Annotated in this window: 25 protein-coding genes; 11 read left to right on the forward strand and 14 right to left on the reverse strand. The window is 70.2% G+C overall.

All coding sequences use genetic code 11. The features are described 5' to 3' along the window. Window positions 1-6: 6 nt before the first annotated feature. On the reverse strand, window positions 7-1284 hold the full coding sequence (locus AB7I40_RS07425; RefSeq protein ID WP_428346357.1) for a hypothetical protein: 1278 nt from the start codon (window positions 1282-1284) through the stop codon (window positions 7-9). 180 nt (window positions 1285-1464) lie between these two features. Between AB7I40_RS07425 and AB7I40_RS07430 the strand changes: the two genes are divergently transcribed. Further along, the gene (locus AB7I40_RS07430; RefSeq protein WP_428346358.1) at window positions 1465-2454 is read left to right on the forward strand and encodes a class I fructose-bisphosphate aldolase; all 990 of its coding nucleotides are present in this window, start codon (window positions 1465-1467) and stop codon (window positions 2452-2454) included. Between the two features lie 119 nt (window positions 2455-2573). Here the strand turns inward: AB7I40_RS07430 and AB7I40_RS07435 are convergent, their stop codons facing one another. Together AB7I40_RS07435 and AB7I40_RS07440 are read right to left on the reverse strand one after the other, a co-directional pair. After that, the gene (locus AB7I40_RS07435) at window positions 2574-3692 is read right to left on the reverse strand and encodes a GAF domain-containing sensor histidine kinase (RefSeq protein WP_428346359.1); all 1119 of its coding nucleotides are present in this window, start codon (window positions 3690-3692) and stop codon (window positions 2574-2576) included. Next, the gene (locus tag AB7I40_RS07440) at window positions 3689-4348 is read right to left on the reverse strand and encodes a response regulator (RefSeq protein ID WP_428346360.1); all 660 of its coding nucleotides are present in this window, start codon (window positions 4346-4348) and stop codon (window positions 3689-3691) included. The genes AB7I40_RS07435 and AB7I40_RS07440 overlap by 4 nt, the downstream gene beginning before the upstream one ends. A gap of 113 nt (window positions 4349-4461) precedes the next feature. Between AB7I40_RS07440 and rpe the strand changes: the two genes are divergently transcribed. Genes rpe through AB7I40_RS07465 form a run of 5 tightly spaced genes read left to right on the forward strand, consistent with a single transcriptional unit; the run spans window position 4462 to window position 9769 of the window. Beyond that, window positions 4462-5136 carry a ribulose-phosphate 3-epimerase gene (gene rpe, locus AB7I40_RS07445; protein ID WP_428346361.1) on the forward strand — a complete coding sequence of 225 codons (675 nt, stop codon included), beginning with the start codon at window positions 4462-4464 and terminating at the stop codon, window positions 5134-5136. Further along, window positions 5136-7118 (forward strand): transketolase, encoded by a 1983-nt coding sequence (tkt, locus tag AB7I40_RS07450; protein WP_428346362.1) that lies wholly within the window; start codon window positions 5136-5138, stop codon window positions 7116-7118. The genes rpe and tkt overlap by 1 nt, the downstream gene beginning before the upstream one ends. A 1-nt stretch (window position 7119) precedes the next feature. Continuing rightward, the gene (locus tag AB7I40_RS07455) at window positions 7120-8073 is read left to right on the forward strand and encodes a phosphoribulokinase (RefSeq protein ID WP_428346363.1); all 954 of its coding nucleotides are present in this window, start codon (window positions 7120-7122) and stop codon (window positions 8071-8073) included. After that, window positions 8070-9077: a class II fructose-bisphosphatase gene (gene glpX, locus AB7I40_RS07460; protein ID WP_428346364.1), complete on the forward strand. Its 1008-nt coding sequence runs from the start codon at window positions 8070-8072 to the stop codon at window positions 9075-9077. The genes AB7I40_RS07455 and glpX overlap by 4 nt, the downstream gene beginning before the upstream one ends. Continuing rightward, window positions 9074-9769: an HAD family hydrolase gene (locus AB7I40_RS07465; protein WP_428346365.1), complete on the forward strand. Its 696-nt coding sequence runs from the start codon at window positions 9074-9076 to the stop codon at window positions 9767-9769. The genes glpX and AB7I40_RS07465 overlap by 4 nt, the downstream gene beginning before the upstream one ends. Window positions 9770-9771: 2 nt before the next feature. On the opposite strand, the gene AB7I40_RS07470 is transcribed toward AB7I40_RS07465, so the two are convergent. From AB7I40_RS07470 to AB7I40_RS07480, 3 genes are all read right to left on the reverse strand, one after another. Next, the gene (locus AB7I40_RS07470; protein WP_428346366.1) at window positions 9772-10527 is read right to left on the reverse strand and encodes an ABC transporter permease; all 756 of its coding nucleotides are present in this window, start codon (window positions 10525-10527) and stop codon (window positions 9772-9774) included. Continuing rightward, on the reverse strand, window positions 10524-11522 hold the full coding sequence (locus AB7I40_RS07475; protein WP_428346367.1) for an ATP-binding cassette domain-containing protein: 999 nt from the start codon (window positions 11520-11522) through the stop codon (window positions 10524-10526). Before AB7I40_RS07475 ends, AB7I40_RS07470 begins: the two co-directional genes overlap by 4 nt. Before the next feature lie 99 nt (window positions 11523-11621). Beyond that, window positions 11622-12422 carry a maleylpyruvate isomerase N-terminal domain-containing protein gene (locus AB7I40_RS07480; protein ID WP_428346368.1) on the reverse strand — a complete coding sequence of 267 codons (801 nt, stop codon included), beginning with the start codon at window positions 12420-12422 and terminating at the stop codon, window positions 11622-11624. A gap of 82 nt (window positions 12423-12504) precedes the next feature. On the opposite strand from AB7I40_RS07480, the gene ppgK reads away from it, so the two are divergent. Then, a complete protein-coding gene (gene ppgK / locus AB7I40_RS07485; RefSeq protein WP_428346369.1) occupies window positions 12505-13257 on the forward strand; it encodes a polyphosphate--glucose phosphotransferase in 753 nt (250 codons plus the stop codon). Between the two features lie 10 nt (window positions 13258-13267). On the opposite strand, the gene AB7I40_RS07490 is transcribed toward ppgK, so the two are convergent. The 5 genes from AB7I40_RS07490 to ddaH all read right to left on the reverse strand — a co-directional run bounded on the left by AB7I40_RS07490 (window position 13268) and on the right by ddaH (window position 18406). Continuing rightward, window positions 13268-14650: an NAD-dependent malic enzyme gene (locus AB7I40_RS07490; RefSeq protein ID WP_428346370.1), complete on the reverse strand. Its 1383-nt coding sequence runs from the start codon at window positions 14648-14650 to the stop codon at window positions 13268-13270. A 63-nt stretch (window positions 14651-14713) separates the two neighbouring features. Continuing rightward, window positions 14714-15196: a glutathione peroxidase gene (locus AB7I40_RS07495; protein WP_428346371.1), complete on the reverse strand. Its 483-nt coding sequence runs from the start codon at window positions 15194-15196 to the stop codon at window positions 14714-14716. A 106-nt stretch (window positions 15197-15302) separates the two neighbouring features. Further along, a complete protein-coding gene (locus tag AB7I40_RS07500) occupies window positions 15303-16595 on the reverse strand; it encodes a S1C family serine protease (protein WP_428346372.1) in 1293 nt (430 codons plus the stop codon). A 66-nt stretch (window positions 16596-16661) separates the two neighbouring features. Further along, the gene (locus AB7I40_RS07505) at window positions 16662-17681 is read right to left on the reverse strand and encodes a Gfo/Idh/MocA family protein (protein ID WP_428346373.1); all 1020 of its coding nucleotides are present in this window, start codon (window positions 17679-17681) and stop codon (window positions 16662-16664) included. Further along, window positions 17648-18406 carry a dimethylargininase gene (ddaH, locus tag AB7I40_RS07510; RefSeq protein ID WP_428346374.1) on the reverse strand — a complete coding sequence of 253 codons (759 nt, stop codon included), beginning with the start codon at window positions 18404-18406 and terminating at the stop codon, window positions 17648-17650. The genes AB7I40_RS07505 and ddaH overlap by 34 nt, the downstream gene beginning before the upstream one ends. A gap of 128 nt (window positions 18407-18534) precedes the next feature. On the opposite strand from ddaH, the gene AB7I40_RS07515 reads away from it, so the two are divergent. Further along, a complete protein-coding gene (locus tag AB7I40_RS07515; RefSeq protein WP_428346375.1) occupies window positions 18535-18975 on the forward strand; it encodes a pyridoxamine 5'-phosphate oxidase family protein in 441 nt (146 codons plus the stop codon). Window positions 18976-19004: 29 nt separating this feature from the next. Continuing rightward, window positions 19005-20621 (forward strand): GAF domain-containing protein, encoded by a 1617-nt coding sequence (locus AB7I40_RS07520; protein ID WP_428346376.1) that lies wholly within the window; start codon window positions 19005-19007, stop codon window positions 20619-20621. A gap of 68 nt (window positions 20622-20689) precedes the next feature. Here the strand turns inward: AB7I40_RS07520 and AB7I40_RS07525 are convergent, their stop codons facing one another. The 3 genes from AB7I40_RS07525 to AB7I40_RS07535 form a co-directional block, all read right to left on the reverse strand. Next, on the reverse strand, window positions 20690-21304 hold the full coding sequence (locus AB7I40_RS07525; RefSeq protein ID WP_428346377.1) for a hypothetical protein: 615 nt from the start codon (window positions 21302-21304) through the stop codon (window positions 20690-20692). A gap of 101 nt (window positions 21305-21405) precedes the next feature. Continuing rightward, window positions 21406-22041 carry a response regulator gene (locus AB7I40_RS07530; RefSeq protein ID WP_428346378.1) on the reverse strand — a complete coding sequence of 212 codons (636 nt, stop codon included), beginning with the start codon at window positions 22039-22041 and terminating at the stop codon, window positions 21406-21408. 56 nt (window positions 22042-22097) lie between these two features. Then, window positions 22098-22517, reverse strand: a complete 420-nt coding sequence (locus AB7I40_RS07535; RefSeq protein WP_428346379.1) for a pyridoxamine 5'-phosphate oxidase family protein — start codon at window positions 22515-22517, stop codon at window positions 22098-22100. A gap of 148 nt (window positions 22518-22665) precedes the next feature. Between AB7I40_RS07535 and AB7I40_RS07540 the strand changes: the two genes are divergently transcribed. Beyond that, window positions 22666-25095, forward strand: a complete 2430-nt coding sequence (locus AB7I40_RS07540) for a phosphoketolase family protein (protein ID WP_428346380.1) — start codon at window positions 22666-22668, stop codon at window positions 25093-25095. Then, window positions 25092-25616, forward strand: coding sequence for a flavodoxin family protein (locus AB7I40_RS07545; protein ID WP_428346382.1), 525 nt, complete (start codon window positions 25092-25094; stop codon window positions 25614-25616). The genes AB7I40_RS07540 and AB7I40_RS07545 overlap by 4 nt, the downstream gene beginning before the upstream one ends. The last annotated feature ends 61 nt before the right edge of the window (window positions 25617-25677 follow it).

The following is a 25677-nucleotide window of genomic DNA, read 5'->3' on the forward strand; positions in this document are numbered from 1 at the left end:
CTAGCTCTAGCCGACCAGATCGCTGAGGGCGCTCTCCAGGTCGCGCCTGATCAGGGACAACTCATCGGGGTCCGGGCGCTCGGGCCACTCGCGCAACCGCACCAGTGCCTCCCAGGCCGCCCCTGCACCGAGGTGGGCTCCGCGCCCCATCGCCGGCGGATAGGCGAGCTCGGCGCGACGAAACTGGAAATACCAGCGCATCGCCTCGAGGTTGGTGGCGTGGACGGCGACAGGGAGCGGGTACACCCCAGCTTCCAGGTGTCGGGCCCAGACGATCACGTCACCGATGCGCTGCTGGAAGGCCGCACGCGTGGCCTCATAGACAGCCGCGGGATCGCCCACGGCCTCCTCGTCGGCGAGGCTCGCCGCGAGCAGGTGGGTGGAGCCTGCCTCGACGCTGCGTTTGGTGAGCTCCTTCGCTGCCTCGGTCATGCCCGCGGCCACCACTGCGCCGGCGGCTACGGGCGCGGCCGGCGGGAACAACACAGTGGTCACCCCGGCAGCGACGGCCGCCGGCCCCGCGGCGAGGCCCCCACGCCTCACGGCACGCAACAGCTTGCGGCCGGTCTCCCGGGTCCGGGGACTGTCCTCGTCGGTGCGTGCGACCCGTTCGGCCGCCTCGATGAGTGGTCGCAGGCGATAGCAGAACAGCGCCATGCCCCGACGGGCATCGTGGCTGCGGCTCGCGCGGCGCGCACGGTCGGGATCCGAGCGGACGTCGTCGATCGCGAGCTGCAACTCGACCGTCACGTCGACGATCGGTGGAGGTGGCCGGAAGTCCATCATCTCCAGGAGCCCGTAGAGGTCCGAGGAGATGATCTCCTGGACCAGCAACGACTCCTCGGCAGTCATGGTGGACACCGCGAACTCCGAAGCGATCATCTCCGCCCAGAAGTCCTCGTCCTGGGACAGGGCGGTGAAGACGTCGAGCAGGTACTGCGCGGTGGGCAGCAGGTACTCCGGCCAATGCCCACCGAGGTCCTCGTCGATTCGGGCCTGGGCCCACTCGGCGGTGCGGCGTTGAGCTTCGCGTAGCCGCCCGAACCGTTCGTCGCGAGTCGGTTGCAGGTGCGGATCGGTCGACGGGGGAGGCATCGGGTCCCCGGCGGACTGTCGCTCTCGAGCCACCGCCTCCACCCGATAGTGGGCCCGGTCCAGCGTCTGCCCGACCGATGCGGGGGCAGGGCCGTGCTCCTCAGCGGACCGGTCCCCGTGGTCATGGCCGTGGGCTCCGCTCGGGAGCCAGGGCGGTTCGCCCGGCCCCTGGTGCGGGTTCGGCTCCATGTCCGGGCCACCTGGGGACATCGGTTCACACCTCCACAGGGATGCTGACGCCTCTCGACTGTGACCGGTCGCGTCGGCCCTCGTCAAGGACACTTCACACCGCATATCCCCCGCAGGGGTGAGTCCGGTCGGCCCGGGGTCGCGCACGCTGGCCACACCGACGTACCCACTGGAGGAACCATGACCGTCACCGCCCAGACCCGTGACCTCGCGACGACCGCCCGGCGGCTGACCTCGGGCGGTCGGGGAATCCTCGCGGCCGACGAGAGCATCGCCACCATGTCGACGCGGCTCGAAGGCGAGGGTGTCGTGGCATCCGAGACCACTCGGCGTGACTACCGCCAGCTCCTGCTCACCGCGCCCGGGCTCGCCCGCACCGTGAGCGGTGTCATCTGGTGCGACGAGACGTTCGGCCAGCAGCTCACCGACGCCCGCACCTTCCCGGCGGCGGCAGCCGAGCTCGGCGTACTCGCCGGCATCAAGGTCGACACCGGCACCGTCCCCCTGCCCGGCACCGCGGGCGCCCTCGTCACCGAGGGCCTCGACGGGCTCGGCGAGCGTCTCGGGTCGTACGCCGCCCGCGGGGCCGCCTTCGCGAAGTGGCGCGCGGTCTTCGACGTGTCGACGATCAGTCCCTACTCGGCTCGCGTGAACGCCCAGGCCCTCGCCCGCTACGCCGCCCTGTGCCAGCTGCACGGGATCGTCCCGGTCGTCGAACCCGAGGTGCTCGCCGCCGGCGCCCACGACCTCGTCGACTGCGCAGTCGCCACCCGGATGGCCCTCGACGCGCTCTTCGACGAACTCCAGCAGGCCGACGTCGACCTCACCGGGATCGTCCTCAAACCCAACTTCGTCACCCCCGGGCTCGGCTGCCAGGACGTGTCCGCACGCACCGTCGCCACGGTCACCCACGACGTGTTGCGCGACTGCGTGCCCGCCACCGTTCCCGGGATCGCCTTCCTCTCCGGCGGTCACCCCACCGACGACGCCTGCGCATTCCTGCGCGCGCTCAACGCGATCGACACCGCCCCCTGGGCGATGACCTTCTCCTTCGGCCGCGCGCTCGTCAACGACGCCCTCGCCACCTGGGCCGGCCAACCCGCCAACGTGACCCGCGCGCAGCAGGCGCTCATCGCGAACTGCGAGCGTGCTGCTGCCGCCACTGCGTGAGTCACGCCACCACAGGAGTCACCGGCTGACCGGGGATTCCCGCGGTTGTCAGCTGTTGCAATGGCTGACAACCGACAGTTTCCCCGGTCGACCGGGGATCCCCGCACGGGCGCGCAGCCCTACAGCGGGAGCTCGACCAGCACCGTGGTCCCGCGTCCCGGCATCGACTCCAGGCGTAGCGAGGCCTCGATGAGGGCACAGCGTTCCGCGATCGACGACAGCCCGAAGTGCTGCGCGCCGTCGTCGATCCGGGAAGTACGCCGCTCCTCGGGGTCGAAACCGATCCCGTCATCGGTGCAGCCCAGCACCACCGACTCCCCCACCCTGCGCAGCGACAGGACTACGCGGTCCGCGCGGGCATGCTTGACCGCGTTGCCCAGCGTCTCCTGGGCGATCCGGTAGAGGGCGGCCGCCGCATGGTCGGGTACGTCGTCGAACACCGCGGCGGAATCGACCACCAGGTCCACCACCGGACCGTCCGCACCGGCGGCCGTCTGGGCCAGCGACTCGAGCGCGGCGACAAGTCCGAGGTCGTCGAGCACGAGGCTGTGCAACCCGGAGATCGCCACCCGGGTCTGCTGGTAGGCCAGGTCCGCCAGCTGACGGGCCGCCCCCACCTCGGCCCGCGCCCGATCGGCACCGGGCAGCTCGGCCACCGACAGGTCTGCTGCCGACAGGTGGAACGACATCGACGCCAACGCGGTGGTCACCCCGTCGTGCAGGTCGAAGGCGATCCGTCGGCGTTCGGCCTCCTGCGCCGAGATCGCTGCAGCGATGAGGCGGTCGCGCTCGCTGCGGTGCCGGTGCACCGCGCCCCACAGCTGCTCGGCGTGCAGGTGCAGTCCCAGCACCGCGGCGTACGCCGTGGCCTCGGCGAGTTCTTCGCGACGGAACGGTCGCGCGGGCGACCGGTGCAGGGCCAGCACCCCGGAGAGCACACCCTCCACGCCGAGAGCGGGCAGGCACATGCGGGCCACCGTCTCCCCCGGCGCCAGCCCGAGCAGCTGACGGTGCACCGGATTGCGCGGCGAGTCCTCGGCCAGCAGGACCGGTTGGCCGTTGCGGGCCACGAGCCCGGTGACCCCGAAACCGACCGCGATCCGCAGCAGTGGTGTCAGGGCAGGGTTGGCCGGCCAGACATCGCTCAGCGTCAGCTCGGCGCCGTCGTTGGCGAACACCAGCACGCCGTCTGCCGAGAACGCCGCCGCGACGTCCTGCGCGGTCGGCACCCCGGTCACCGGAAGAGCCCCTCGCGCAGCGCGACCGCGATCGCCCCACTCCGCTCGGAGACACCGAGTTTGCGGTAGAGCCCACGGATGTGGGTCTTGACCGTGTCCTCGCTGACCACCAGCCGGGCGGCGACCGCCTTGTTGGAGTGCCCGGAGACCAGCAGCTCCAGGACCTCCGACTCGCGCTGGGTCAGGCCGAGGTGGGCGCCGGCCCAGAACTCGCCCGCGTTCAGTCGCGCCGCCGACAACGCCACCCGACCGGCCAGTGCGGGATCGATCACGGTCTCGCCCTCCGCCACCCGGCGCAGGTGCCCGACCAGCTCGGATGCGTCGACACGTTTGAGGATGTAGCCCGACGCCCCGACCCGCAGCGCCTGGAACAGGTAGTGCTCGTCGTCGTACACCGTCAACAGCACCACTCTCACCCCCGGGTGCTGGGTGGTGATCTGGCGACACAGGTCGAGGCCGCTCTCCTTGCCGAGGCGGACGTCGCACAGCACGATGTCCGGCGCATCGGAGGCCACGAGCGCCAGGGCCGCACCGGCCGTCGTCGCCGTACCCACGATCACGACCTCCTCGGCGAAGTGCCCGAGCATCGCACCGAGGCCGTGCAGCACCATCTCGTGGTCATCCACGAGGACCAGGCGCAGCGGGGGCGTTGACATGGGCACACCCTAAGCGCGAAACGCCCGCGTCCAGGGCTGTCCATCGACATCTCACCCCCGGCTCCACCCACGCGGGTGAGTGCCGTCGGCGCCGGGACCGGTCAACTGGTCCCATGCCGCCATCGACGCCACGACCCCTCATCGTCCCCTCCGTGCTGCCAGCCGACTTCGCCCGGCTCGGTGACGAGGTGGCCGCACTCTGCGCTGCCGGCGTCGACCGGATCCAGTGGGACGTCATGGACGGGGTCTTCGTCCCCAACCTCACCTTCGGTCCGGACGTGATCGCGGCCGCGAGGGTGCACAGCACGGTCGGCTTCGAGGCCCACCTCATGGTGGTGGCGCCCGACGACCTGCTCAGCCGGTACGCCGACGCCGGCTGCGAGCTGCTGATCGTCCACGCGGAGGCCTGCCCCCACCTGCACCGCACCCTGGCCCGGATCCGGGACCTGGGTGCGCGCAGCGGGGTCGCCCTCAACCCGCACACCCCCGCCTCCGTCGTGGAGCACGTGTTGGCCGAGACCGACCTGGTGCTCGCCATGACCGTGAACCCCGGCTTCGGCGGCCAGGCCTACATCGCCGCGGTCGAGCCCAAGATCGCTGAGCTGCGCCGGATGATCGACGAGTCCGGTTTCGCCATCGAGCTCGAGGTGGACGGCGGAATCACCGACTCCACCATCCCCGGAGCCGCCCGCGCCGGTGCCGACGTCTTCATCAGCGGCTCGTGGATGTATGCCCACGCCGACGGCAAGGCCGCCGCCGTCGACCTCCTGCGTCAGGCGGCCGCGTGATGACCACCGACGAACTGACCGCCGTCGACGTCGACCTGCTCGCCGTCGACACCCTCCGCTTCCTGGCCGCCGACATGGTCCAGGCCGCGAACTCCGGCCACCCGGGCATGCCGATGGGTGCCGCCCCCATGGCCTGGGCCCTGTGGAGCCGGCACCTCAAGCACGACCCGGCCGACCCCGACTGGGCCGACCGGGACCGTTTCGTGCTGTCCGCAGGGCACGGCTCGGCCCTGCTCTACTCGCTGCTGCACGTGTTCGGCTACGACCTGCCGCTCGCCGAGCTCGCGGCGTTTCGTCAGCTCGGATCCCGGACCCCGGGACACCCCGAGGTCGGGCACACCCCCGGCGTCGAGACGACCACCGGCCCGCTCGGCCAGGGCCTGGCGATGGCAGTGGGTCTTGCCCTCGCGGAGCGGATGACCCATGCCCGCCACCCTGAGATCACCGACCATCACACCTACGCGATCGTCGGGGACGGCTGCCTGATGGAAGGTGTCTCCCACGAGGCGGCCTCCCTGGCCGGCCACCTCGGGCTCGGTCGCCTCGTCGTGCTGTGGGACGACAACGCCATCACCATCGACGGGTCCACCGCCCTGTCGACCAGCGACGACCAGTTGGCCCGGTTCGCGGCGTACGGCTGGCACACCGTCACCGTCACCGACGGCACCGACGTGGAGGCCATCGACGCCGCACTCCGGGCAGCCAAGGCCGACCCCCGACCCAGCTTCGTCGCCGTGCGCACCGTCATCGGCCACGGCGCCCCCGGGGTCGAGGGCACCTCCGCAGTCCACGGTTCCCCGCTCGGCGAGCCGGTGCTCGCCGCCGCCCGGGCACGCGCCGGATGGGATCTCCCCCCGTTCAGCGTGCCCGACGCCGTCACGGAGGTCTGCCGCCTCCTGGCCGGCGAGGGGGCCGCGCGGCACGCCGAGTGGCGAGACGCCTTCACGGCGTACGCCGCCGGTGCGCCGGACCGAGCCGCGGACTTCACGCGAGCTCGGGCACGGCGACTGCCGGGTGAGCTCTCCGGGACGCTGGCTGCCATCGCCGAAGGCCGCTCCCGCGCCACCCGTCAGTCGTCGCAGGACTGCCTGATCGCACTGACCGGCCTGCTGCCCGAGCTGGTCGGCGGTTCGGCGGACCTCGCCGGCTCGACCGGTACGGCGACAGGCGCGGCGTTGGTGACGCGCGAGGACTTCGCGGGGTCGGTGATCGCCTTCGGGATCCGCGAGTTCGCGATGGCCGCGGTGCTCAACGGCATCTCCCTGCACGGTGGCTTCCGCACCTGGGGGAGCACCTTCCTGGTGTTCAGCGACTACCTTCGTCCGGCGCTGCGCCTCGCCGCACTGATGGGACAGCCGGTGATCCACGTCCTGACCCACGACTCCGTCGCCGTGGGCGAGGACGGCCCCACCCACCAGCCGGTGGAGCACGTGGAGTCGCTGCGTCTCATCCCGGGCCTCCAGGTCCTGCGCCCCGCCGACGAGGCCGAGACCGTGGAGGCCTGGCGTCGGGCGATCTCGCGGACCGATGGGCCGACTGCGCTGATCCTGTCGCGCCAGTCGCTGCCCGCCCTCCCGATAGTCCCGAACGCAACGCACCTGAAAACGGCCTCAGCCGGTGCCGACCGTTCTGGACTATCGAGGGAGAGGGAGGAGGGCGGCGCGGTCCAGGTGGAGATCGTCGCCACCGGCTCCGAGGTCTCGCTCGCCATGGAGGTCGCCGAACGGCTGGCGTCCGGTGGGATCACCACCCGGGTCGTCTCGGCGATGGACCGTTCGCTCTACGTGCCGGACCGCTCCGTGCCGCGCGTGAGCATCGAGGCCGGCGTGACCTCCGGGTGGCGCGGGCTGGTGGACCTGGCGATCGGGATCGACGAGTTCGGCGCCTCCGGCCCCGGACCCGCCGTGCTCGCCCACGTCGGCCTCACCACCGAAGCCGTCACTGCCCAGATCACCGCACTGCTGAGCGAGTTGGAGACCTGAGATGCCCGACAAGATGCTGCGAATGACCCGCTCGGAGGCCACGGGGCGCGCCGCCCGGCCGGTGATGCTCGCGATCGCGGGCGACTCGGCCGCCGGCAAGACCACCCTGACCAAGGGGTTGGTCGAGGCGCTGGGTGAGGATCGGTGCACCTCGATCTGTGTCGATGACTACCACGCCTTCGATCGCGAGGAACGCAAGACCAAGCCGTTCACGCCCCTGCACCCGGACTGCAACCACCTCGACATCATGGAGCAGCACCTACAGCTCCTGGCCCTGGGTCGACCGATCCTGAAGCCCGTCTACGACCACGCCACCGGCACCTTCACTCGGCCGGCGTACGTCGAGCCCCGCGAGTTCGTGATCATCGAGGGACTGCACCCGCTGGCCACCAAACTGGCCCGCGCCTGCTTCGACGTGACCGTCTTCCTCGACCCTCCCGAGGAGATCCGGCACCAGTGGAAGATCGACCGGGACTGTGCGAAGCGCGGCTACACCCCCGCCCAGGTGGTGGCTGACCTGGAGCGGCGTGAGCCGGAGTCGGCGGCCTACATCCGGCCGCAGCGCCGGTACGCCGACATCGTGGCCAGGTTCGCGCCCATCGCGACCCGCAACGACCCGCCGGGAACGCCGCTCTCGGCGGAGCTGATGCTGCGCCCCACCATCCAGCACCCGTCCCTCTCGACGATCCTGACCGACGACCACCGCACCGCGATGCACCTGAAGATCATCCGCGACGCCGACGGGACCCCGACCGACTGCCTCCATGTGCATGGGCATGCCTCCACCGAGGAGGCGCGTCAGCTGGAGAAGGCGATCTGGGCCGAGCTCGAGGTCGAGGGCGGGCCCCCCGACAGCCTGGGTCGCATCACCGATGACCGGCGCAGCGAACCGCTGGCGATCACCCAGCTGATCCTGCTCTACCACCTGCTGCAGGCCCGTCAGGACGAGCAGTGACCGGGGCCGAGGCGCCCGACGCCAACCTGGGCCTCGAACTGGTCCGGGTCACCGAGGCCGCTGCCATGGCGTCGGGCCGCTGGGTCGGCAAGGGTGACAAGGAGGGCGGGGACGGTGCCGCCGTCGACGCGATGCGCGCGCTGATCTCCACCGTGGCGATGGACGGCGTCGTGGTCATCGGCGAGGGCGAGAAGGACGCCGCCCCGATGCTCTTCAACGGCGAGCGCGTCGGCACCGGCCAGGGGCCCGGATGTGACGTCGCCGTCGACCCGGTGGACGGCACCACCCTGCTGGCCAAGGGACAGCCCAATGCCGTCTCGGTGATCGCGGTCGCACCGCGCGGAGCCATGTACGACCCCTCCGCGGTCTTCTACATGGACAAGATCGTCGTCGGCAGCGACGCCGTCGGGGTGGTCGACCTCGACGCCCCGGTGGCAGACAACATCGCCGCCGTCGCCAAAGCCAAGGGCGGTACGCCGCAGGACGTCACCGTCGTCGTCCTCGATCGGCCCCGTCACGACACCCTGGTGGCGCAGATCCGGGCCGCCGGAGCCCGGATCCGGTTCATCCCGGACGGCGATGTGGCCGGCGCGATCATGGCGGCCCGGCCGGGCACCGGCATCGACCTGCTGATGGGGATCGGCGGGACACCGGAGGGGGTGATCGCCGCCGCCGCCCTGCGGTGCCTCGGCGGCGAGGTCCTCGGCCGGCTCCACCCCACCTCCGAGGCCGAGCGCCGCCGCGCCCTGGACGCCGGGCTCGACCTCAGCGCCGTGCTCACCAGCCGCGACCTCGTCGGCCCCGGGGACGTGTTCTTCTGCGCCACCGGGATCACCGACGGTGAGCTCCTGCCCGGGGTGCGCTACGGCCCCCGGAACCTGTCGGGCGTCATCGAGACCTCGTCGCTGATGATGCGCTCGAAGTCGGGCAGCATCCGGGAGATCCACTCCACGCACCGCCTGGACCGGCTGGCGGCGTACTCCGCCGTGGACTACACCGCGTGAGAAGGCTGCAAGCCGTCATCTTCGACGTCGACGGGACCTTGGTCGACAGCGAACGCGACGGACACCGGGTGGCCTTCAACCTCGCCTTCGAGGAGGCGGGACTGCCGGACCGCTGGGACCCGGTGCCCTATGGACAGCTCCTGAACGTCACCGGCGGCCGGCGGCGCCTGGTCCGCTACCTGGTGGCCCGGGGCCATGGTCCCGCGGAGGCGGAGGAGCTGGCCAGGCGGCTGCACACGCGCAAGACCGACCTCATGCGAGACCTCATCGAGGTCGGCGCCGTGCCGCCCCGGCCCGGCGCTGTCCGGTTGCTCACCGAGCTCGCCGCTGCCCGGGTCGAGCTGTCCGTCGCGACCACGGGCAACCGGGCCTGGGTCGAGCCACTGCTCGCCCGGACCTTCCCCGTCGTCCGGTTCCGGGCCGTCGTGACCGGCACCGAGATCACCGTGCTCAAGCCCGACCCGGCGGTCTACCTCGAGGCGATGCGGCTCACTGGTCACGGCCCCGAGGACTGCGTGGCCGTCGAGGATTCGGCCGCCGGAGTCAGCGCCGCCGTGCAGGCCGGTCTGCGCTGCGTCGCGGTCACCAATGACTACACCCGCGACCACGACCTGTCGGGCGCGGCGTACGTCGGCGAGGGCCTGGACGACCCTGCGGTGCTCGAGTGGTTCCGCAGTCGCCTGACCACCTGAGGTCAGGCGTTGTCCTTGCGGAACACCGCCGTCCCCCACCAGATCGCCAACCCGAACAGGACGACCGCCCACGCGCTGCCCCAGGCCACTCCGCTCGTGTCGAACTCCCCGGCGAAGGTGTCGCGCACGGCGTCGACGATCCAGCGGAAGGGCATGAAGTCGCTCAGCCTCTGGAGCCAGTCAGGCCCCAGCGTCATCGGCAGCAGGATGCCGCTGAGCAGGAGCACCGGCATCATCACCATGTTGATGACCGGCGCCATCACGTCCTCGCTCTTCGTGGTCAGTGCGAGGGCATTGGACGCCGCAGCACACGCGCCGCCGACCAGGAGGGTGATGGCGATGCCCAGGATCACTCCCGAGAACGAACCACGCAGACCCATCAGGTAGCCCAGCCCGACCAGGATCAGGGCCTGGACCAGGAGCTGGAGCACGTCGCGCATCAGCCGACCGAGCAGTAGCGCGGTGCGGCTCGCCGGGGTGACCCGCTCAGCCTCGATGACTCCCTCGCGCCACTCCCCGATCAGGCTGAACCCGGCGAAGAAGGCCCCGAACATGCCCAACTGCACGAGCAGGCCGGGGACGAGGAACGTGTAGGCGTTGTCGGCGCCGAACTGGGAGGTCAGCGGCTTGAGCAACGGCCCGAACAGCACCAGGTAGAGCACCGGCTGCATCACGCCGATCAGCACCCACGCCGGATTGCGCAGGTTCATCCGCAGCTGGCGGTTGAACACGATCGTGCACTCGCGCAGGAAGGTCATGCTGGGACTCCGTCAGTCGTCTCTTCGCTGTCGGGTTGGTCCGCGTCACGCAGGGACCGGCCGGTCAGGGTGAGGAACACGTCGTCCAGGGTCGGTCGGTGCACCTCGATGGAATCGAGGGTGACTCCGGAGGCGTCGAGCTCACGGAGCAGGCCCGGGACGGCGCGGCCGGCCCGCTGCACCCGGCCGCGGACGTGGCGCTCCTCGATCTCGACGTTGTCGGCGATCGCCCCCAGCCGCTCGGCCGCCATGCTCACCTGGGCGGTGTCGACGACCTCCAGGTCGACCAGGTCGCCGGCCACCTGTGCCTTGAGGTTGTCGGGGGTGTCGCTGGCGACGATCCGGCCCTTGTCGATGACGATGATCCGGTCGCTCAGGGCATCGGCCTCGTCGAGGTAGTGCGTGGTCAGGAACACCGTCGCGCCGCGGCGCCGGCGCAGGTCGGCGATGTGCTCCCACAGGTTGGCCCGGGCCTGCGGGTCCAGGCCGGTGGTCGGTTCGTCAAGGAAGACCAGTGACGGTTCATGGATCAGGCCCATCACCACGTCCAGGCGACGCTTCTGCCCGCCGGACATGTTCTTCGGCATCCGCCGCCACAGGCCGTCGAGCTCGAGCTGGCCGAAGAGCTCCTGGCCACGCGCCGTGGCGGTGGCCTTCGACATGCCGTAGAGCATGCCGTGATCGACCACCTCGTCACCGGCGAACGCACCGCTGAAGGTGCTGCCGGCCTGGGAGACGTAGCCGATGCTGCGGCGCACCTGCTGGGCCTGGGTGGCCACGTCGAAGCCGGCCACCGAGGCGGTGCCCGCCGTCGGCTTGAGCAGGGTCACCAGCATCCGCAACGTCGTCGTCTTCCCGGCGCCGTTGGGCCCGAGGAAACCGACCACCTCGCCCTCGGCGACATCGAGATCGACGCCGTCGACGGCCCGGACCTCGGTCTTCTTCTTGCCCTGACCGGTGTGGAAGGTCTGCACGAGTCCTCGTGCGTGAATCATCGCGGCTCCTGTTCATCTGCGACTCTCAGCGCTTGTCCCCAGCATGGACCGGACCACCGACAAGAAGTCATCGGCCCGGACCCAACGGGCCTCATGTTCTCAGGACCAGCGGATCTGGGCGCCCTCGACCCACAGGTCCCAGTCACCCTCCGGAATGACCTCGTCGCTGCGGTTCCACAGGCTCAGGTAGAGCTGGACCGCCGTGCCCTCGAGGACGATGTCGGGTGTGGTCTCGACAAGCTCGACCACCGAAGACTGCTCGACCACCGAACCCTGCTCGACCACCGACGCCGGGTGCCGGGTGGTCACGGCCGGGTCGGTGCTCACCCGGACCAGCCAGGACTGCCCAGCATCCGTCGGGCGGACGGCGATCGTCATGGGCTCCTCGCTGCGCAGTCGCGAGCGGTCCCGGGTGATGAAACCGGTGAGCAGCTCGTCGATGCCGTCGAGGGCCACGTCGGTCGAGATCGCCGTGTCAGCCGCCCTGGGGTAGCGGCCCAGGCTCGCCGCCAGGGCGTCGACCGCATGCATCGTGGTCTCGTGGCACTGCCGCCGCGCCCAGAACTCGCGGGCGCCGGGAGCATCCCGGAGGAACACGAGCACATCGAGGTCCTCGGGCGCATCGGAGATGGCCTGCACCACGGCGATGGCACCGTCGCGCAGCCACTCGACGGGGTCGGCGGCAGCGCGCCCTTCGCCCTCGACGGCGCCGGGATCGATGCGCTCGCCTCGGATCACGGCCGCCGCCCAGCGGTGCACCATGCCCTGGTGGGCGATGAGGTCGCGGACGCACCAGGCAGGCGTGGTCGGCACGGGGGCATCGAGGCCGGCCCGGTCGGCGTACCGGACGAAGGCGACGAGAGCGACCCGCAGGCCTTCGAGGTGCTGGGCGACGTTCACGCGGCCACCCTCTCATCCGGACCCCTGTCGGCGCCTCTGAGATTCCGTCAGCACCCCGGCCCGATGTGGTCGAATGTCCCCCATGACCAGCAGTCCACACACAGGTTTCGGGATCGACTTCGGCGGCACCGGGTGCAAGGGCGCACCCGTTGACCTCGACAAGGGCGCCTTCGCCGCCGAGCGGGTGCGGGTGAAGACCCCCGCCAACTCGTCCCCCGACATCATCGCCGGGCTCTTCGCCGATCTCGTGGCGCAGTTCCCTGACTCGACCTGTCCGATCGGCGTCACCGTGCCCGGCATCGTCCGCAACGGCGTGGTCAGCTCCGCGGCCAACATCGACAAGTCCTGGATCGGCACCGACGCCGACGCCCTGTTCACCGAGGCGCTCAAGCGCGACGTCCACGTCGTCAACGACGCGGACGCCGCCGGCCTCGCCGAGGTGCGGTACGGCGCGGCGCGCGGCCAGCAGGGACTGGTCATCGTGACCACCCTGGGGACCGGGATCGGGTCGGCCCTCATCTACGACGGCACGCTCGTGCCGAACTCCGAGCTCGGCCACCTGCACCTTCAGGGGCACGGTGCCGCCGAGAAGTGGGCGGCCAACTCGGTGCGACAGGCCGAGGACCTGTCCTGGAAGGAGTGGGCGCACCGGCTGTCGGTCTACTACCAGACGCTGGAGGCCCTGTTCTCGCCCGAGTTGTTCGTCGTGGGTGGAGGGATCAGCAAGGAGTCGGCCGACTTCCTGCCGCTGCTCGAGATCGCGACGCCGATCGTGCCGGCCACCTTGCGCAACCAGGCCGGGATCATCGGAGCCGCGCTCTACGCCAACCGCTGAGCGACTCCGCTCACGCCAGCGGGCGGCCGCTGATCGCGGCTGCCACTGCCTTGGGCACCTCGGGGTTGAACACCGACGGGATGATGAACGACTGGTTCAGCTCCTCGTCCTTGACCGTGTGGGCGATCGCCGCGGCGGCGGCGATCAGCATGTCGGTGGTGATCTCGCTGGCTCGTGCGTCGAGCAGCCCGCGGAAGACACCGGGGAACGCGAGCACGTTGTTGATCTGGTTGGGGTAGTCCGATCGACCGCTGGCCACCACGGCGGCGTACTTCGAGGCCTCCACGGGGTCGATCTCGGGGTCCGGGTTGGCCAGCGCGAAGACCACCGCGTCCGGGGCCATGTCGGCGATCCACTCGGCCTTGAGAACCCCCGGCCCGGAGACGCCGATGAACACGTCGGCACCGTTGAGCCCGGACTGCAGGTCGCCACGCAGTCGCTGCGGGTTGGTCCGCGCGGCCAGCTCGGCCTTGGCTGGGGGAAGGGTGGCGTCATCACGGGACAGCAGGCCCTCGCGGTCCCAGACGGTGACGTCGCCGGCCCCGCCGGCGAGCAGCAGCGTCACGATGGCACTGCCGGCCGCACCGGCCCCGGCCACGACGATCCGGATGTCGCCGATGTTCTTGCCGACCACGCGCAGGGCGTTGGTCAGGGCCGCCAGCACCACGATCGCGGTGCCGTGCTGGTCGTCGTGGAAGACCGGGATGTCGAGCGAGGCGCGCAGGCGCCGTTCGATCTCGAAGCAGCGTGGGGCCGCGATGTCCTCCAGGTTGATGCCACCGAAACCGGGCGCGATCATCTCGACGGCGCGCACGATCTCGTCGACGTCCTGGCTGGCCAGGCAGATCGGCCAGGCGTCGATGTTGGCGAAGCGCTTGAACAGCGCCGCCTTGCCTTCCATCACCGGCAGTGCCGCGCCCGGTCCGATGTTGCCCAGGCCCAGCACCGCTGAGCCGTCGGTCACGACCGCCACGGCATTGCCCTTGATGGTCAGGTTGACGACGTCCTCGGGGTTCTCGTGGATCGCCATCGAGACCCTGCCGACCCCGGGCGTGTAGGCCATGGAGAGGTCGTCGCGGGTCCTCAGCGGCACCTTGGAACGCACCTCGATCTTGCCGCCGAGGTGGAGCAGGAACGTCCGGTCCGAGACCTTGTGGACGACAACGCCCTCGATGGCCTCGACGGCCTTGACCAGCTCCTGGCTGTGGTCGGAGTCGGTGGCCGAGCAGGTGACGTCCACGACGAGCCGGTCGTGGCGCGACTCGGTGACGTCGATGGCGGTGACGATGCCACCGCAGGCTGCGATGCAGGTGGCGACCGTCCCCACCACGCCGTGGTCGGGAGCGGTGTAGAGCCGCATGGTGATCGAGTACGACGACGTGGTGGCGGACATGTGCCCACCTTCGACCCCGCCCCGGGTTACGGGCAAGTAGCAGAGGTCATTCGGTCATATCGGTCAGGAGCTGAGGGCCGACTCGATCTTGTCGGTGAGCTGCTCCGGCGTCGTGGTCGGCGCGAACCGGTCGATGACCTGGCCGTCGCGGCCGATGAGGAACTTGGTGAAGTTCCACTTGATCTTGCCGCCCAGCATTCCCCTCTTCTCCTTGCGCAGCCACGCGAAGAGCGGGTGCGCCTGGTCGCCGTTGACGTCCACCTTGGCGAAGAGCGGGAACTGCACGCCGAAGTTCTTCTCGCAGAAGGTGGCGATCTCGTCCTCGGTGCCGGGCTCCTGGTTCCCGAACTGGTCGCACGGGAACCCGAGCACGGTGAACCCCTGCGCGGCGTACTGGTCCTGCAGTTCCTGCAGGCCCTTGTACTGGCCGGTGAAGCCGCACTCCGAGGCGGTGTTGACGACGAGCACGACCTGGTCGGCGTAGGACGCGAGGTCGATCTGCTCCCCGTCGATGCTGCGGGCGTCGAAGTCTGCGAGAGAAGTCATGCCTCAATCGTGCCAGCCGATTGGTTGGAAGGTGCAATCTCGGCGCGAGCAGCGGGTGCGCCCGACGTTTCCGTCAAGGGACGCACCCGCTGCTCGGATGGCGGCCTCAGTTCGCCGGGTTCGACCCCAGCGTCACGGTGGCCTCGTGGCTGTTGCCGGCAGTGCCGGTCCACTCGATGCTCACCTGGTCACCGGGCTCGTGCTCGGCGAGCACGGCCTTGAGGGCGTCGTACGACGTGATGCTGGTGCCGTCGATGCTGGTGATCGTGTCGCCCGCAGCGAGGCCAGCCTCGGCCGCGGGTCCGCCTTCGCCGACCTCGACCAGCTGTGTGCCGCCGGACCGGCCGATGCCGACGCCGAGGTAGGCCGAGGGGCCGATCTGCACGGTGCCGCTCTCGTCACCGGCCTCGATCTGGTCGACGATCTTCATCGCGTCGTCGATCGGCACGGCGTAGCCCTCCGAGGTGCCGGACAGTGCCGACATCGTGCTGCTGTTGCTGGAGGCTGCGGTGTCGATGCCGACGACCTCGCCGTCCGCGTCGAGCAGGGGCCCGCCGGAGTAGCCCGGCACCACGGCGGCGTCGGTCTGCAGCAGGCCGGTCAGGTGCTCGCTGTCGCCGAGACCCTCGCCGTCGGAGGCGGTGATGGACTGGTCCTCGGCCTGGATGGTGCCGGTGACGGCGGAGAGGAAGCCCTGGCCGGACGCGTTGCCGACGGCCGTGACCTTCTCGTTGAGCGTGGTGCCGTCCTGGTCGAGGTCGATCGGCGTCAGGTTGTCGGCGTCGACCTGAACGAGGGCCACGTCGGAGGCGGCGTCGTGACCGACGACCTCCCCGGTGTAGGTGTCGCCGCTGACGGCGTCGGTCACCTTGATCGAGGTCGAGCCCTCGACGACGTGGTAGTTGGTGAGGATCAGGCCCGACGAGGTGAGGATCATGCCGGTGCCTGCGCCGGCGCCGTTGCCCAGCACGGTGTCGATCAGCACGACTCCCTGGGACTGCTCCTCGGTGGCCTTGGTGCCGGTGGACTCGGGCTCGGTCGACACGTTCGGCCCGGCCTCGGGGAAGAGGCCGTCCGAGGGCTGCTCGAAGGTGCCGCCCCCCTGCGGTGCTTCCGGGGCGGCGGCGCTGGTGCCCGAGCTGGCGTTGTCCGGGACCACCCAGAGGGTCACCGGGACGGCGACGGCGGCAGCGAGCACGCCGCCGGCGACGCCACCAGCGAGGGCGGCGCGCCACGGGTGACGCTTCGGGGCGGGCGGGGGCGCCTGACCGAACGATTGGTCGAACGGTTGGGCGTACGTCGGCACGTAGGGCGACGGGTACGGCGCCTCGTACGGGCCGTAGGGCGACTGAGCGGGGTCCTGGTTCTCAGGAGCGGAGTTGTCGGGTGCGTCGTTCATGTCATCCAGTTGACCAAGCGATCCTGCGAAACTGCTCAGCGGAACCTGTGGATCCGGTGTGATTCCTCAGACGTCGACGTCGTCGTCCTCGCTCGGCGTCACGCCGAGCTGCTCCAGGGCGTCCTGCATGACCCGTTGCACGCCGAGGGTGTCGTCCAACGGCATCACATCGCTCTCGGTGAGACCTGCGGCGAGGCACCGGTTCACCTCGTCGATCTCGTGGGCGTAGCCGCGCCCGCGCGGCTGGGCAGTGATCTCTTCGTCGGACTGGCCGTTGCGCCGGACGATGATCGTGGTCGGGTGGTGGAACCGGGGCGCGAACTCGATCGAGCCTCCAGTCCCCAGGACCGTGGCCCGGCCGCCCGAAGCACCCTCCAGCGAGGCGATCACGGACGCGCTGCGTCCGTCGTCGTACGACATCAGGATGTTGACGCTCGCGTCGGCACCGTTGGCGAACCGCCGCCCGGTGGCCGTGACCCGGTCGGGGTCGCCGAGGAAGTGCTGGGCGACGGAGATGACGTAGACGCCCAGGTCGAGGACGGCACCTCCTCCGAGGGCGGGGTCGAAGAGGCGGTCGCTGGGATCGAAGGCGCGGAAGGCGCCGAGGTCTGCCTGCACCATCAGCGGGTCGCCGATCTCGCCTGCGGCGATCAGCTCGCGGGCGGTGACCATGACCGGCTGGAACCGCGTCCACATCGCCTCCATGGCGAAGACGTGCTGGTGCCGGGCGCGGGCGACGACCTCCTGGGCGCCGGCCAGCGTCGCGGTGAAGGCCTTCTCCACCAGGACGGCCTTGCCGGCGTCGATGGCTGCCAGCGCCAGGGCGCGGTGCTGCGGGTGCGGAGTGGCGATGTAGACGACGTCGACGCCGGGGTCGGCGAGCAGGTCGTGGTAGGTGCCGTGCCGGGCGATGCCGTGGGTTTCGGCGAACGCCTGCGCGCTGGCGGGTCGCCGGCTCCCCACGGCGACGACCTCGGCGCCGTCGACGTGGTCGAAGTCGCCGACGAAGGCCTCGGCCATCTTGCCGGTGGCCGCGATCCCCCAGCCGACGCTCATCGGATCAGCACGCTCAGGCAGGTGACGCATCCTTCGAGTTTCTCGAACTCGCTGATGTCCACGACGAGCGGGGTGAAGCCCAGGTCGGCCAGGTAGTCGATCGTGCGGGGGGCCGAGGCGGCGATCAGGATCTCGCTGCCTCCCAGTGGGACGACGTGGCAGCCGCCCTCCTCCGTGACAGGACGCGAGGTCGCGAAGACCCCGGGCTCCAGGAGCTCGGGCAGCGCCAGCAGGGTGCCGTCGGGCAGAGCGGTGACAGCGGACTTGAGGTGCAGGACATCGGTGAGCCGGACCGGCACGACAGTGCGCCCGAGGGGTTCGAGATGCTGGCGCAGCTGGCGGATGCCGTCGGCGTTCGTGCGTCCGCCACGACCGACGTAGACGGTGTCCTCGACCTGCAGGACGTCGCCCCCGTCGAGCGTGGCCGCACCGGTGATGTGCGCGACGGTGAGTCCGAGGGCTCGTACGGCGGCCTCGGTGCCGGCGGTCTCGCCGCGTCGGGCCTCGGCACCGGGCCGGGTGATGACAGCGGTCCGGTCAACGACGACCACGGAGTCCTCGACGAACACCGCGTCGGGACAACCGGGCGCGGGCTCCACCTCACGCACGTCCCACCCCGCGTCGCGCAGCGCCTGGGCGTACGCCGTGTGCTGGACCTTCGCCAGCTCCACGTCGACCTCGGATCGTTGGATATGGGTGACGATGCCGGAGGCCAGGTCGTCGGTGGGCCTGCGGACCAGGGCGATGCGAGACATGGGCGTCAGCCTAGTGCGCAGGTTCAGGCGGCGGGGCAGGGCTGACTGACGAGGCAACGACCACCTGCCCTGCCGACAAAGGACTTAGGACCCGTGCTTTCCAACCCCGCACAAAGCACGCTGAGTCCATGAGTGAGGCGACGGAGATGTCCTACGAGCAGTGCCGCGAGCTGTTGGCTGCAGGAGTCGTCGGTCGCGCCGCCGTGTGCACCCCGTCCGGTCCCCGGATCATGCCGGTGAACTACACGACCCAGGACGACTCGATCATCTTCCGCACCGCACCGTACAGCGTCCTGGGCACCTACGCCTGGAACAACCAGCTCGCCTTCGAGGTCGATCATCTCGACTACGAGCTGCACACCGGCTGGAGTGTCGTGGCCACCGGCCGCGGCTCCATGATCGAGGACGTGCAGGAGCTGGAGACCATCCAATCCTTCTGGGAGCCCCGTCCCTGGGCCAGCGGTCCGCGCCTGCTGCACGTCCGGCTGCGCTGGGACGAGTTGAGCGGACGCCGCATCGGCACCGGGTGGACGCGGGAGAACGAGGTCCCGGTCCGTCGCAGCCGCTGACGCCCGGGCGGGGTGTCAGGATGGGGTCCATGCCCGAGCACAGCCCGACCACGGCCGCACTGCCCTCCAGCGCGCGAGTGCTCCTCGATGCCGTCATCGCCATCAGCTCCGCGCGAGACATGCACCACGTCCTCGACCAGATCGTGGTGTCGTCGTGTGAGCTGACCGGGGCGAAGTACGGCGCCCTGGGAGTGATCGGTAGCGACGGACTGCTCTCGGACTTCATCACCCACGGCCTCGACGACCACCAGCGCGAGCAGATCGGCGAACCACCGCGGGGGCGCGGCATCCTCCGGCTGCTCATCGATCATCCCCAGGCCCTGCGCCTGCCCACGCTGCAGGACCATCCCACCTCCTACGGCTTCCCGCCCAACCACCCGCCGATGACCTCGTTCCTGGGCGTGCCCGTGCGTATCCGCGGCACCGTGTTCGGCAACCTCTACCTGACCGAGAAGGCCGGGGGCGAGGAGTTCAGCGAGCAGGACGAGACCCTGGTGGTGGCGCTGGCCAGTGCCGCCGGCTTCGTGATCGAGAACGCCCGTGCCTACGCGATGAGCGAGCGGCAGCGCACGTGGTTGGAGGCGGCCGCTCGGCTCCACGAGGTGATGCAGGCACCCCTCAGCCTGAGCGAGGCCCTGCCCCACATCGCCTCCGGCGCCCGCGCCGTGTCGCAGGCGCTGTCGGTCGGCGTCTTCGCCCTGGACGAAGGAGGCGAGCCCGTTCTCGCCGTCGTCGACGGACGGGAGGCCGAGCGCGTCAGTGACCTGATCACCGAGCTGGACGGCCACCTGCGCCGCGCCCTCGACCACGACACCCCCGACGACGTCCAGCTCGCAGGACGCCGACGCGCCATCGTGCTCCCGCTGCGCACCCGGCTCTTCCCACCCCTGGTGATCGTCGTCATCGTCGACGCCCGCGCATCGGCAACCCGGATCTTCAGCCAGGAGAAGGAGCTCATCACCTCCTACGCCGAGCAGGCCGCGCTCGCCCTGGACCGGATCCAGTCACTCTCCGATCGCCAGGAGCTGGCCATCGTGTCCGACCGCGAGCGCATCGCGCGCGATCTGCACGACCTGATCATCCAGCGGCTGTTCGCCACCGGACTTCAACTCCAGGCGGGTCGCGCCAAAGCCGACAACCCCGAGCTCCGCGAACGCCTCGACCGTGCCGTCAACGACCTCGACGGTACGATCCGCGACATCCGCAGCACGATCTTCGAGCTCCAGCACACCGGGGAGACCTCGGTGCGCCACGATGTCTCGGCGTTGGTGCAGGACTACCGCACCACGCTCGGCTTCACGCCCGGCCTGCGGACCGTCGGCCCCGTGGACACGACCCTGTCCGGGGGGCAGCTGCACGAGCACCTGCTCGCCGTACTCCGTGAGGCGCTGTCCAACATCGCCCGGCACGCCGCGGCCAGCAGCGCCAGCGTGGAGATCGACGTGGCCGGCGGCGACCTGATGCTGCGCGTCACCGACGACGGCTGCGGCCTGCCGGCCGACAGGGCCGAGAGCGGGCTGCTCAACCTGCGTCGTCGTGCCGAGCAGCTCGGTGGCCAGTTGCGCCTGATCCCCCGCGAGCCCCAGGGCACGATCCTGGAGTGGCAGGTGCCCCTCGGCGCATCGAACGGGAACCGGAGCCGTTAAATGCGACCACCCCCGACCGGGCCGGATGGCCCAGTCGGGGGTAGCTGGCCGGTGGTCGGCCGACGAACTCACCGCAGAAGGGGGGCTCTGCGGACGAGACTCGTCTTGGACCACGCGTTTCCGAGTCCCCACGTGTTGCCGGCTGCGGACAGCCCCAGCACGATCATGCTGAGCAGGCCGAGCATGTGGTCGTCGATGACCGGGTTGTTCTCCAGCGGAAGGCTGGCGGTCCACATCAGGAGGTACATCAGCGCGCCGGCGATCGTGCCGAGACGCATCCCGATGCCGAAGGTGAGGGTGATCCCCACGCCGAGGAGGCCAGCCATGAACAACACGTTCACCCAGGCGTCACCCGCCATGGAGTTGAACATGCTCTGGAACGGGTTGTTGGCGGGAACGCCGAAGGCCAGGAAGCCCTCGGTCGGGTTGCCGCCGTTGAGCCAAGCGGCGTCGTTGGCGAAGAAGTCGATCCCCGTGCGGGCGCCGGCGTCATCGGTGATCGCTCCGGTGCTGAACCCGAGGGCGAGCAGCTTGTCGAAGAAGGCCCACAAGAAGGTGAGCCCGAACCCGATCCGCAGTGCCGCCAGTGCGCGGTCAAACGCTCGGGTCTCGGTGCCGACCGCGCCACTTGTGGCGTGCGCGTCGGCAACAGTGCTGTCGTGGTTCCGGTGCATGGTGACCATGGGTCGCCTCCTGCTAGATGTGTCTGGCTTGTACCTCCAGACAATCGCTTCCGGGCTCTGGCGGTCAGGGGACGACGGCACCACCGTGCAGGTATTAAGTCCTATTTGAGAAGCTTCGCGGCGAGCACCGCAGCCTGGGTACGTCGCTCGAGGCCGAGCTTGGCGAGCAAGCTGGACACGTAGTTCTTCACCGTCTTCTCGGCCAGGAACAGCCGCTCGCCGATCTGCCGGTTGGTCATGCCCTCGGCGATCAGCTCAAGGATCTCGCGCTCACGGTCGGTGAGGCCGGACAGCTCGGCGGCCTCCGGCTCCCCATTGCGCACCCGGTCGAGCACCCGGGCGGTCAGGGACGGATCGATCAGGGACTGACCCGCGGCCACCCGCCGTACGGTGTCGAGCAGGTCGTGGCCGGCGATCTGCTTGAGGACATAGCCTGACGCGCCGGCGAGGATGGCGGCGAAGAGCGCCTCGTCGTCGTCGTAGGAGGTCAGGATCAGGGCCCGGATGCTCGGGTCGACGGAGCGGATCTCGCGGCACACGTCGATGCCGCTGCCATCGGGCAGCCGGCCGTCGAGGATCGCCACGTCGGGGCGCAGGGCCGGGATCCGGCTCGTCGCCTCGACAGCGAGGCCGGACTCGCCGATCACCTCGATGTCGCCGTCGGCCTCGAGCAGATCACGCAGTCCGCGCCGCACCACCTCGTGGTCGTCGAGCAGGAACACCTTGATGGGAGTCATGGGGCCAGTGTGCTGCCCCGACCCACATCATGCACGGGTCTTAGGGCCCGCATGTCTCACGCGGCGATCAGCCGGCGCCCGGTGACCTGGGTCGGCGAGAGCCGGACCAGCAGGTCGCGACGCCCCTCGGCCCACGGGGTCGGCCGGTTCACGGCAGGCCCGGGGCCTGAGCTGTCGTGGTCGATGAAGGAGACCTGACCCCGGACCAGGACGCTCCAGCCGGACTGGGTGTACTCCTCGAAGTCGTCCACCTGGAACGCCACCCGGCCGTGCAGGCCGCGCGCCAGACTGGTCCAGCTGGCGATGCGGAACAGGACATCCTCGCCGTCCAGGGCGAAGTTGACCGGTGTGACCACCGGCCCGTCGGCGTCGCTGTAGGCGACCCGGCCGACCGGGCGCGTGGCCAGTGCCTCGAGGCACTCACTGCGTGACATCTCCATGAGGTGTCCCTGGAACCACCGCTCGTCGAGGTTCATGTCCCTCTCCTTCCGCTTTGCACCAGCGTGCCGGTCGAGACGGTGCAGCGACAGGGACTGCGGTCACCCCGGCAAGGGCCCATTGGCCCGTGCGTGCTCGGCGGGCCGCCCACATGCTGGGGGTGCCGACCAACCAGGAGGACCCTTCATGCTCCACCCCACCCCCGAGGCCACCCGCAGCACCGTCTCCGGTCACCCGCTCGACGAGGTGACCCTCCAGCGCATCGATGCCTGGTGGCGGGCTGCCAACTACCTGTCGGTCGGGCAGATCTTCCTGATGGACAATCCGCTGCTGCGGGTTCCCCTGCTCCCCGAGCACGTCAAGCCACGGCTGCTCGGGCACTGGGGCACCACGCCCGGCCTCAACTTCGTCTACGCCCACCTCAACCGGGCGATCTCCGAGCGGGACCAGTCGATGATGTATGTCATCGGTCCCGGCCACGGCGGTCCCGGGCTCGTCGCGGCGTCGTACCTCGAAGGCACCTACAGCGAGTACTACTCCCACATCGGCCCCGGGGAGGAGGGCCTCAAGCGGCTGTTCACACAGTTCTCCTTCCCCGGCGGGATCCCCAGCCACGTGGCCCCCGAGACCCCCGGCTCGATCCACGAGGGCGGCGAGCTCGGCTACGCGCTCTCGCACGCGTACGGCGCCGCGTTCGACAATCCGGACCTGGTGGTGGCCACCGTCGTCGGCGACGGTGAGGCCGAGACCGGCCCGCTGGCCACCAGCTGGCACTCCAACAAGTTCATCGACCCGCGGCGCGACGGTGCGGTCCTGCCGATCCTGCACCTCAACGGCTACAAGATCGCCAACCCCACGGTCCTGGCCCGGATCCCCGAGTCCGAGCTGATCGACCTCATGCGCGGCTACGGCTACACGCCCTACATCGTGTCCGGCTCGGACCCCGAGAGCATGCACCAGGCGTTCGCCGCCACGCTCGATGCCTGCCTCGACGAGATCTCCGACATCCAGGCCGAGGCGCGCAGCGTGGGCGACGACCCCGCCACGACCCCGGTCGCACGCAGGCCCTGGCCGATGATCGTGTTGCGCTCCCCCAAGGGCTGGACGGGGCCCAAGGAGATCGACGGCAAGCAGATGGAGGGCACCTGGCGAGCCCACCAGGTGCCGTTCGCCGACGCCCGCAGCAACGACGCCCACCGCGCGGTGCTGGAGGACTGGATGCGCAGCTACCGCCCCGAGGAGCTCTTCGACGAGGCCGGGTCCCCGGTGCCCTCGATCCGGGACCTGCACCCCGTCGGGCATCGCCGCATGAGCGCCACCCCGCACGCCAACGGCGGCGTCCTGCTGCGCGACCTGGTGATGCCCGACTTCCGGTCGTACGCCGTCGAGGTGAGCACCCCCGGCACCGGAGCCGTGGAGTCGACGCGGGTCCTGGGCCAGTTCCTGCGTGACGTGATGGCCGCCAACATGACGAACTTCCGGCTGTTCTCCCCCGACGAGAACAGCTCCAACCGGCTCCAGGACGTCATGGAGGTCACCGACCGCACCTGGAACGCGGAGAGCACGCCGGCCGACGACCACCTCGCCGTGGACGGCCGGATCATGGAGATCCTGTCCGAGCACACCTGCGAGGGGTGGCTCGAGGGCTACCTGCTCACCGGACGTCACGGACTGTTCTCCTGCTACGAGGCCTTCATCCACGTCATCGACTCGATGTTCAACCAGCACGCCAAGTGGCTCAAGGTCACCGACGACATCCCGTGGCGGCGGCCGATCGCCTCGCTCAACTACCTGCTCACCTCGCACGTGTGGCGCCAGGACCACAACGGCTTCTCCCACCAGGACCCGGGCTTCATCGACCACGTGATGAACAAGAAGGCGCAGGTCGTGCGGGTCTACCTGCCGCCGGACGCCAACACCCTGCTCTCGGTGGGCGACCACTGCCTGCGCAGCCGGCAGTACGTCAACGTGATCGTGGCGGGCAAGCAGCCGGCCATGCAGTTCCTGACGATGGACCAGGCGGTCGTGCACTGCACCAAGGGCGTGGGGATCTGGGACTGGGCGAGCACCGACGACGGCGGGGAGCCGGACGTGGTGATGGCCTGCGCGGGCGACGTACCGACCCTGGAGGCGTTGGCTGCGGTGGACTTCCTGCGCGAGCACGTGCCGGACCTGAAGGTGCGCTTCGTCAACGTGGTGGACCTGATGCGCCTCCAACCCGAGACCGAGCACCCGCACGGCCTGTCCGACGCCGACTTCGACGCCCTGTTCACCCGCGACAAGCCCGTCATCTTCGCCTATCACGGCTACCCGTGGCTGATCCACCGCCTGACCTACCGTCGCACCAACCACGCGAACCTCCACGTGCGCGGCTACATCGAGAACGGCACCACCACCACGCCGTTCGACATGACCGTGATGAACAAGCTCGACCGGTTCAACCTGGCCATGGACGTGATCGACCGGGTCCCGCGCCTGGGATCGGCCGGCGGGTCGGTGCGCGAGCACCTCAAGAACAAGCTCATCGAGCACAAGATCCATGTCAACACCCACGGCGAGGACCTGCCCGAGGTCCGCAACTGGCAGTGGGTCCCGACCGAGGAGGCAACGCGATGAAGGCACTGGTGGTCTACGAGTCCATGTTCGGCAACACCCGTGAGGTCGCCGAGGCGGTGGCAGCCGGGCTGCGCGGCCACCTCGAGGTCGAGCTCCACGACGTCGCGTCGGCACCGCCGGCCGACGACACCTGGGACCTCGTCGTGGTGGGCGGCCCGACGCACGCCTTCTCCCTGAGCCGTGCCTCCACCCGCGCGGAGGCCATCGCCAAGGGCGGCACGGAGGGGTCGGTCGACATCGGCCTGCGCGAGTGGGTCGACTCGCTCGCCCCGCCGCCGCGCCACCAGGCGTTCGCCTGCTTCGACACCCGCGCCCGCGCCGTACGCCACCTGCCCGGCTCGGCCGCGCACAAGGTCTCGCACCTGGCCCACGCGCTGGGGTTCACCATCCTGGGCCGCGAGAGCTTCTGGGTGAGCGGTACGCCGGGCCCGCTCGTCGCCGGCGACCTCGAACGGGCCCGCCGATGGGGGACGGCCCTGGCCGAGAAGCTGACCGACGTGAACGCCGCGAACACCGACTGAGCCGACCCAGGTGCGGACCAAGGTCCCGTCCGGTCCGGACCGGCGGCCCTGCCGAGCACCG

Origin of the sequence: Nocardioides sp. (genome assembly GCF_050246775.1) — a bacterium.
Lineage (GTDB): Bacteria > Actinomycetota > Actinomycetes > Propionibacteriales > Nocardioidaceae > Nocardioides.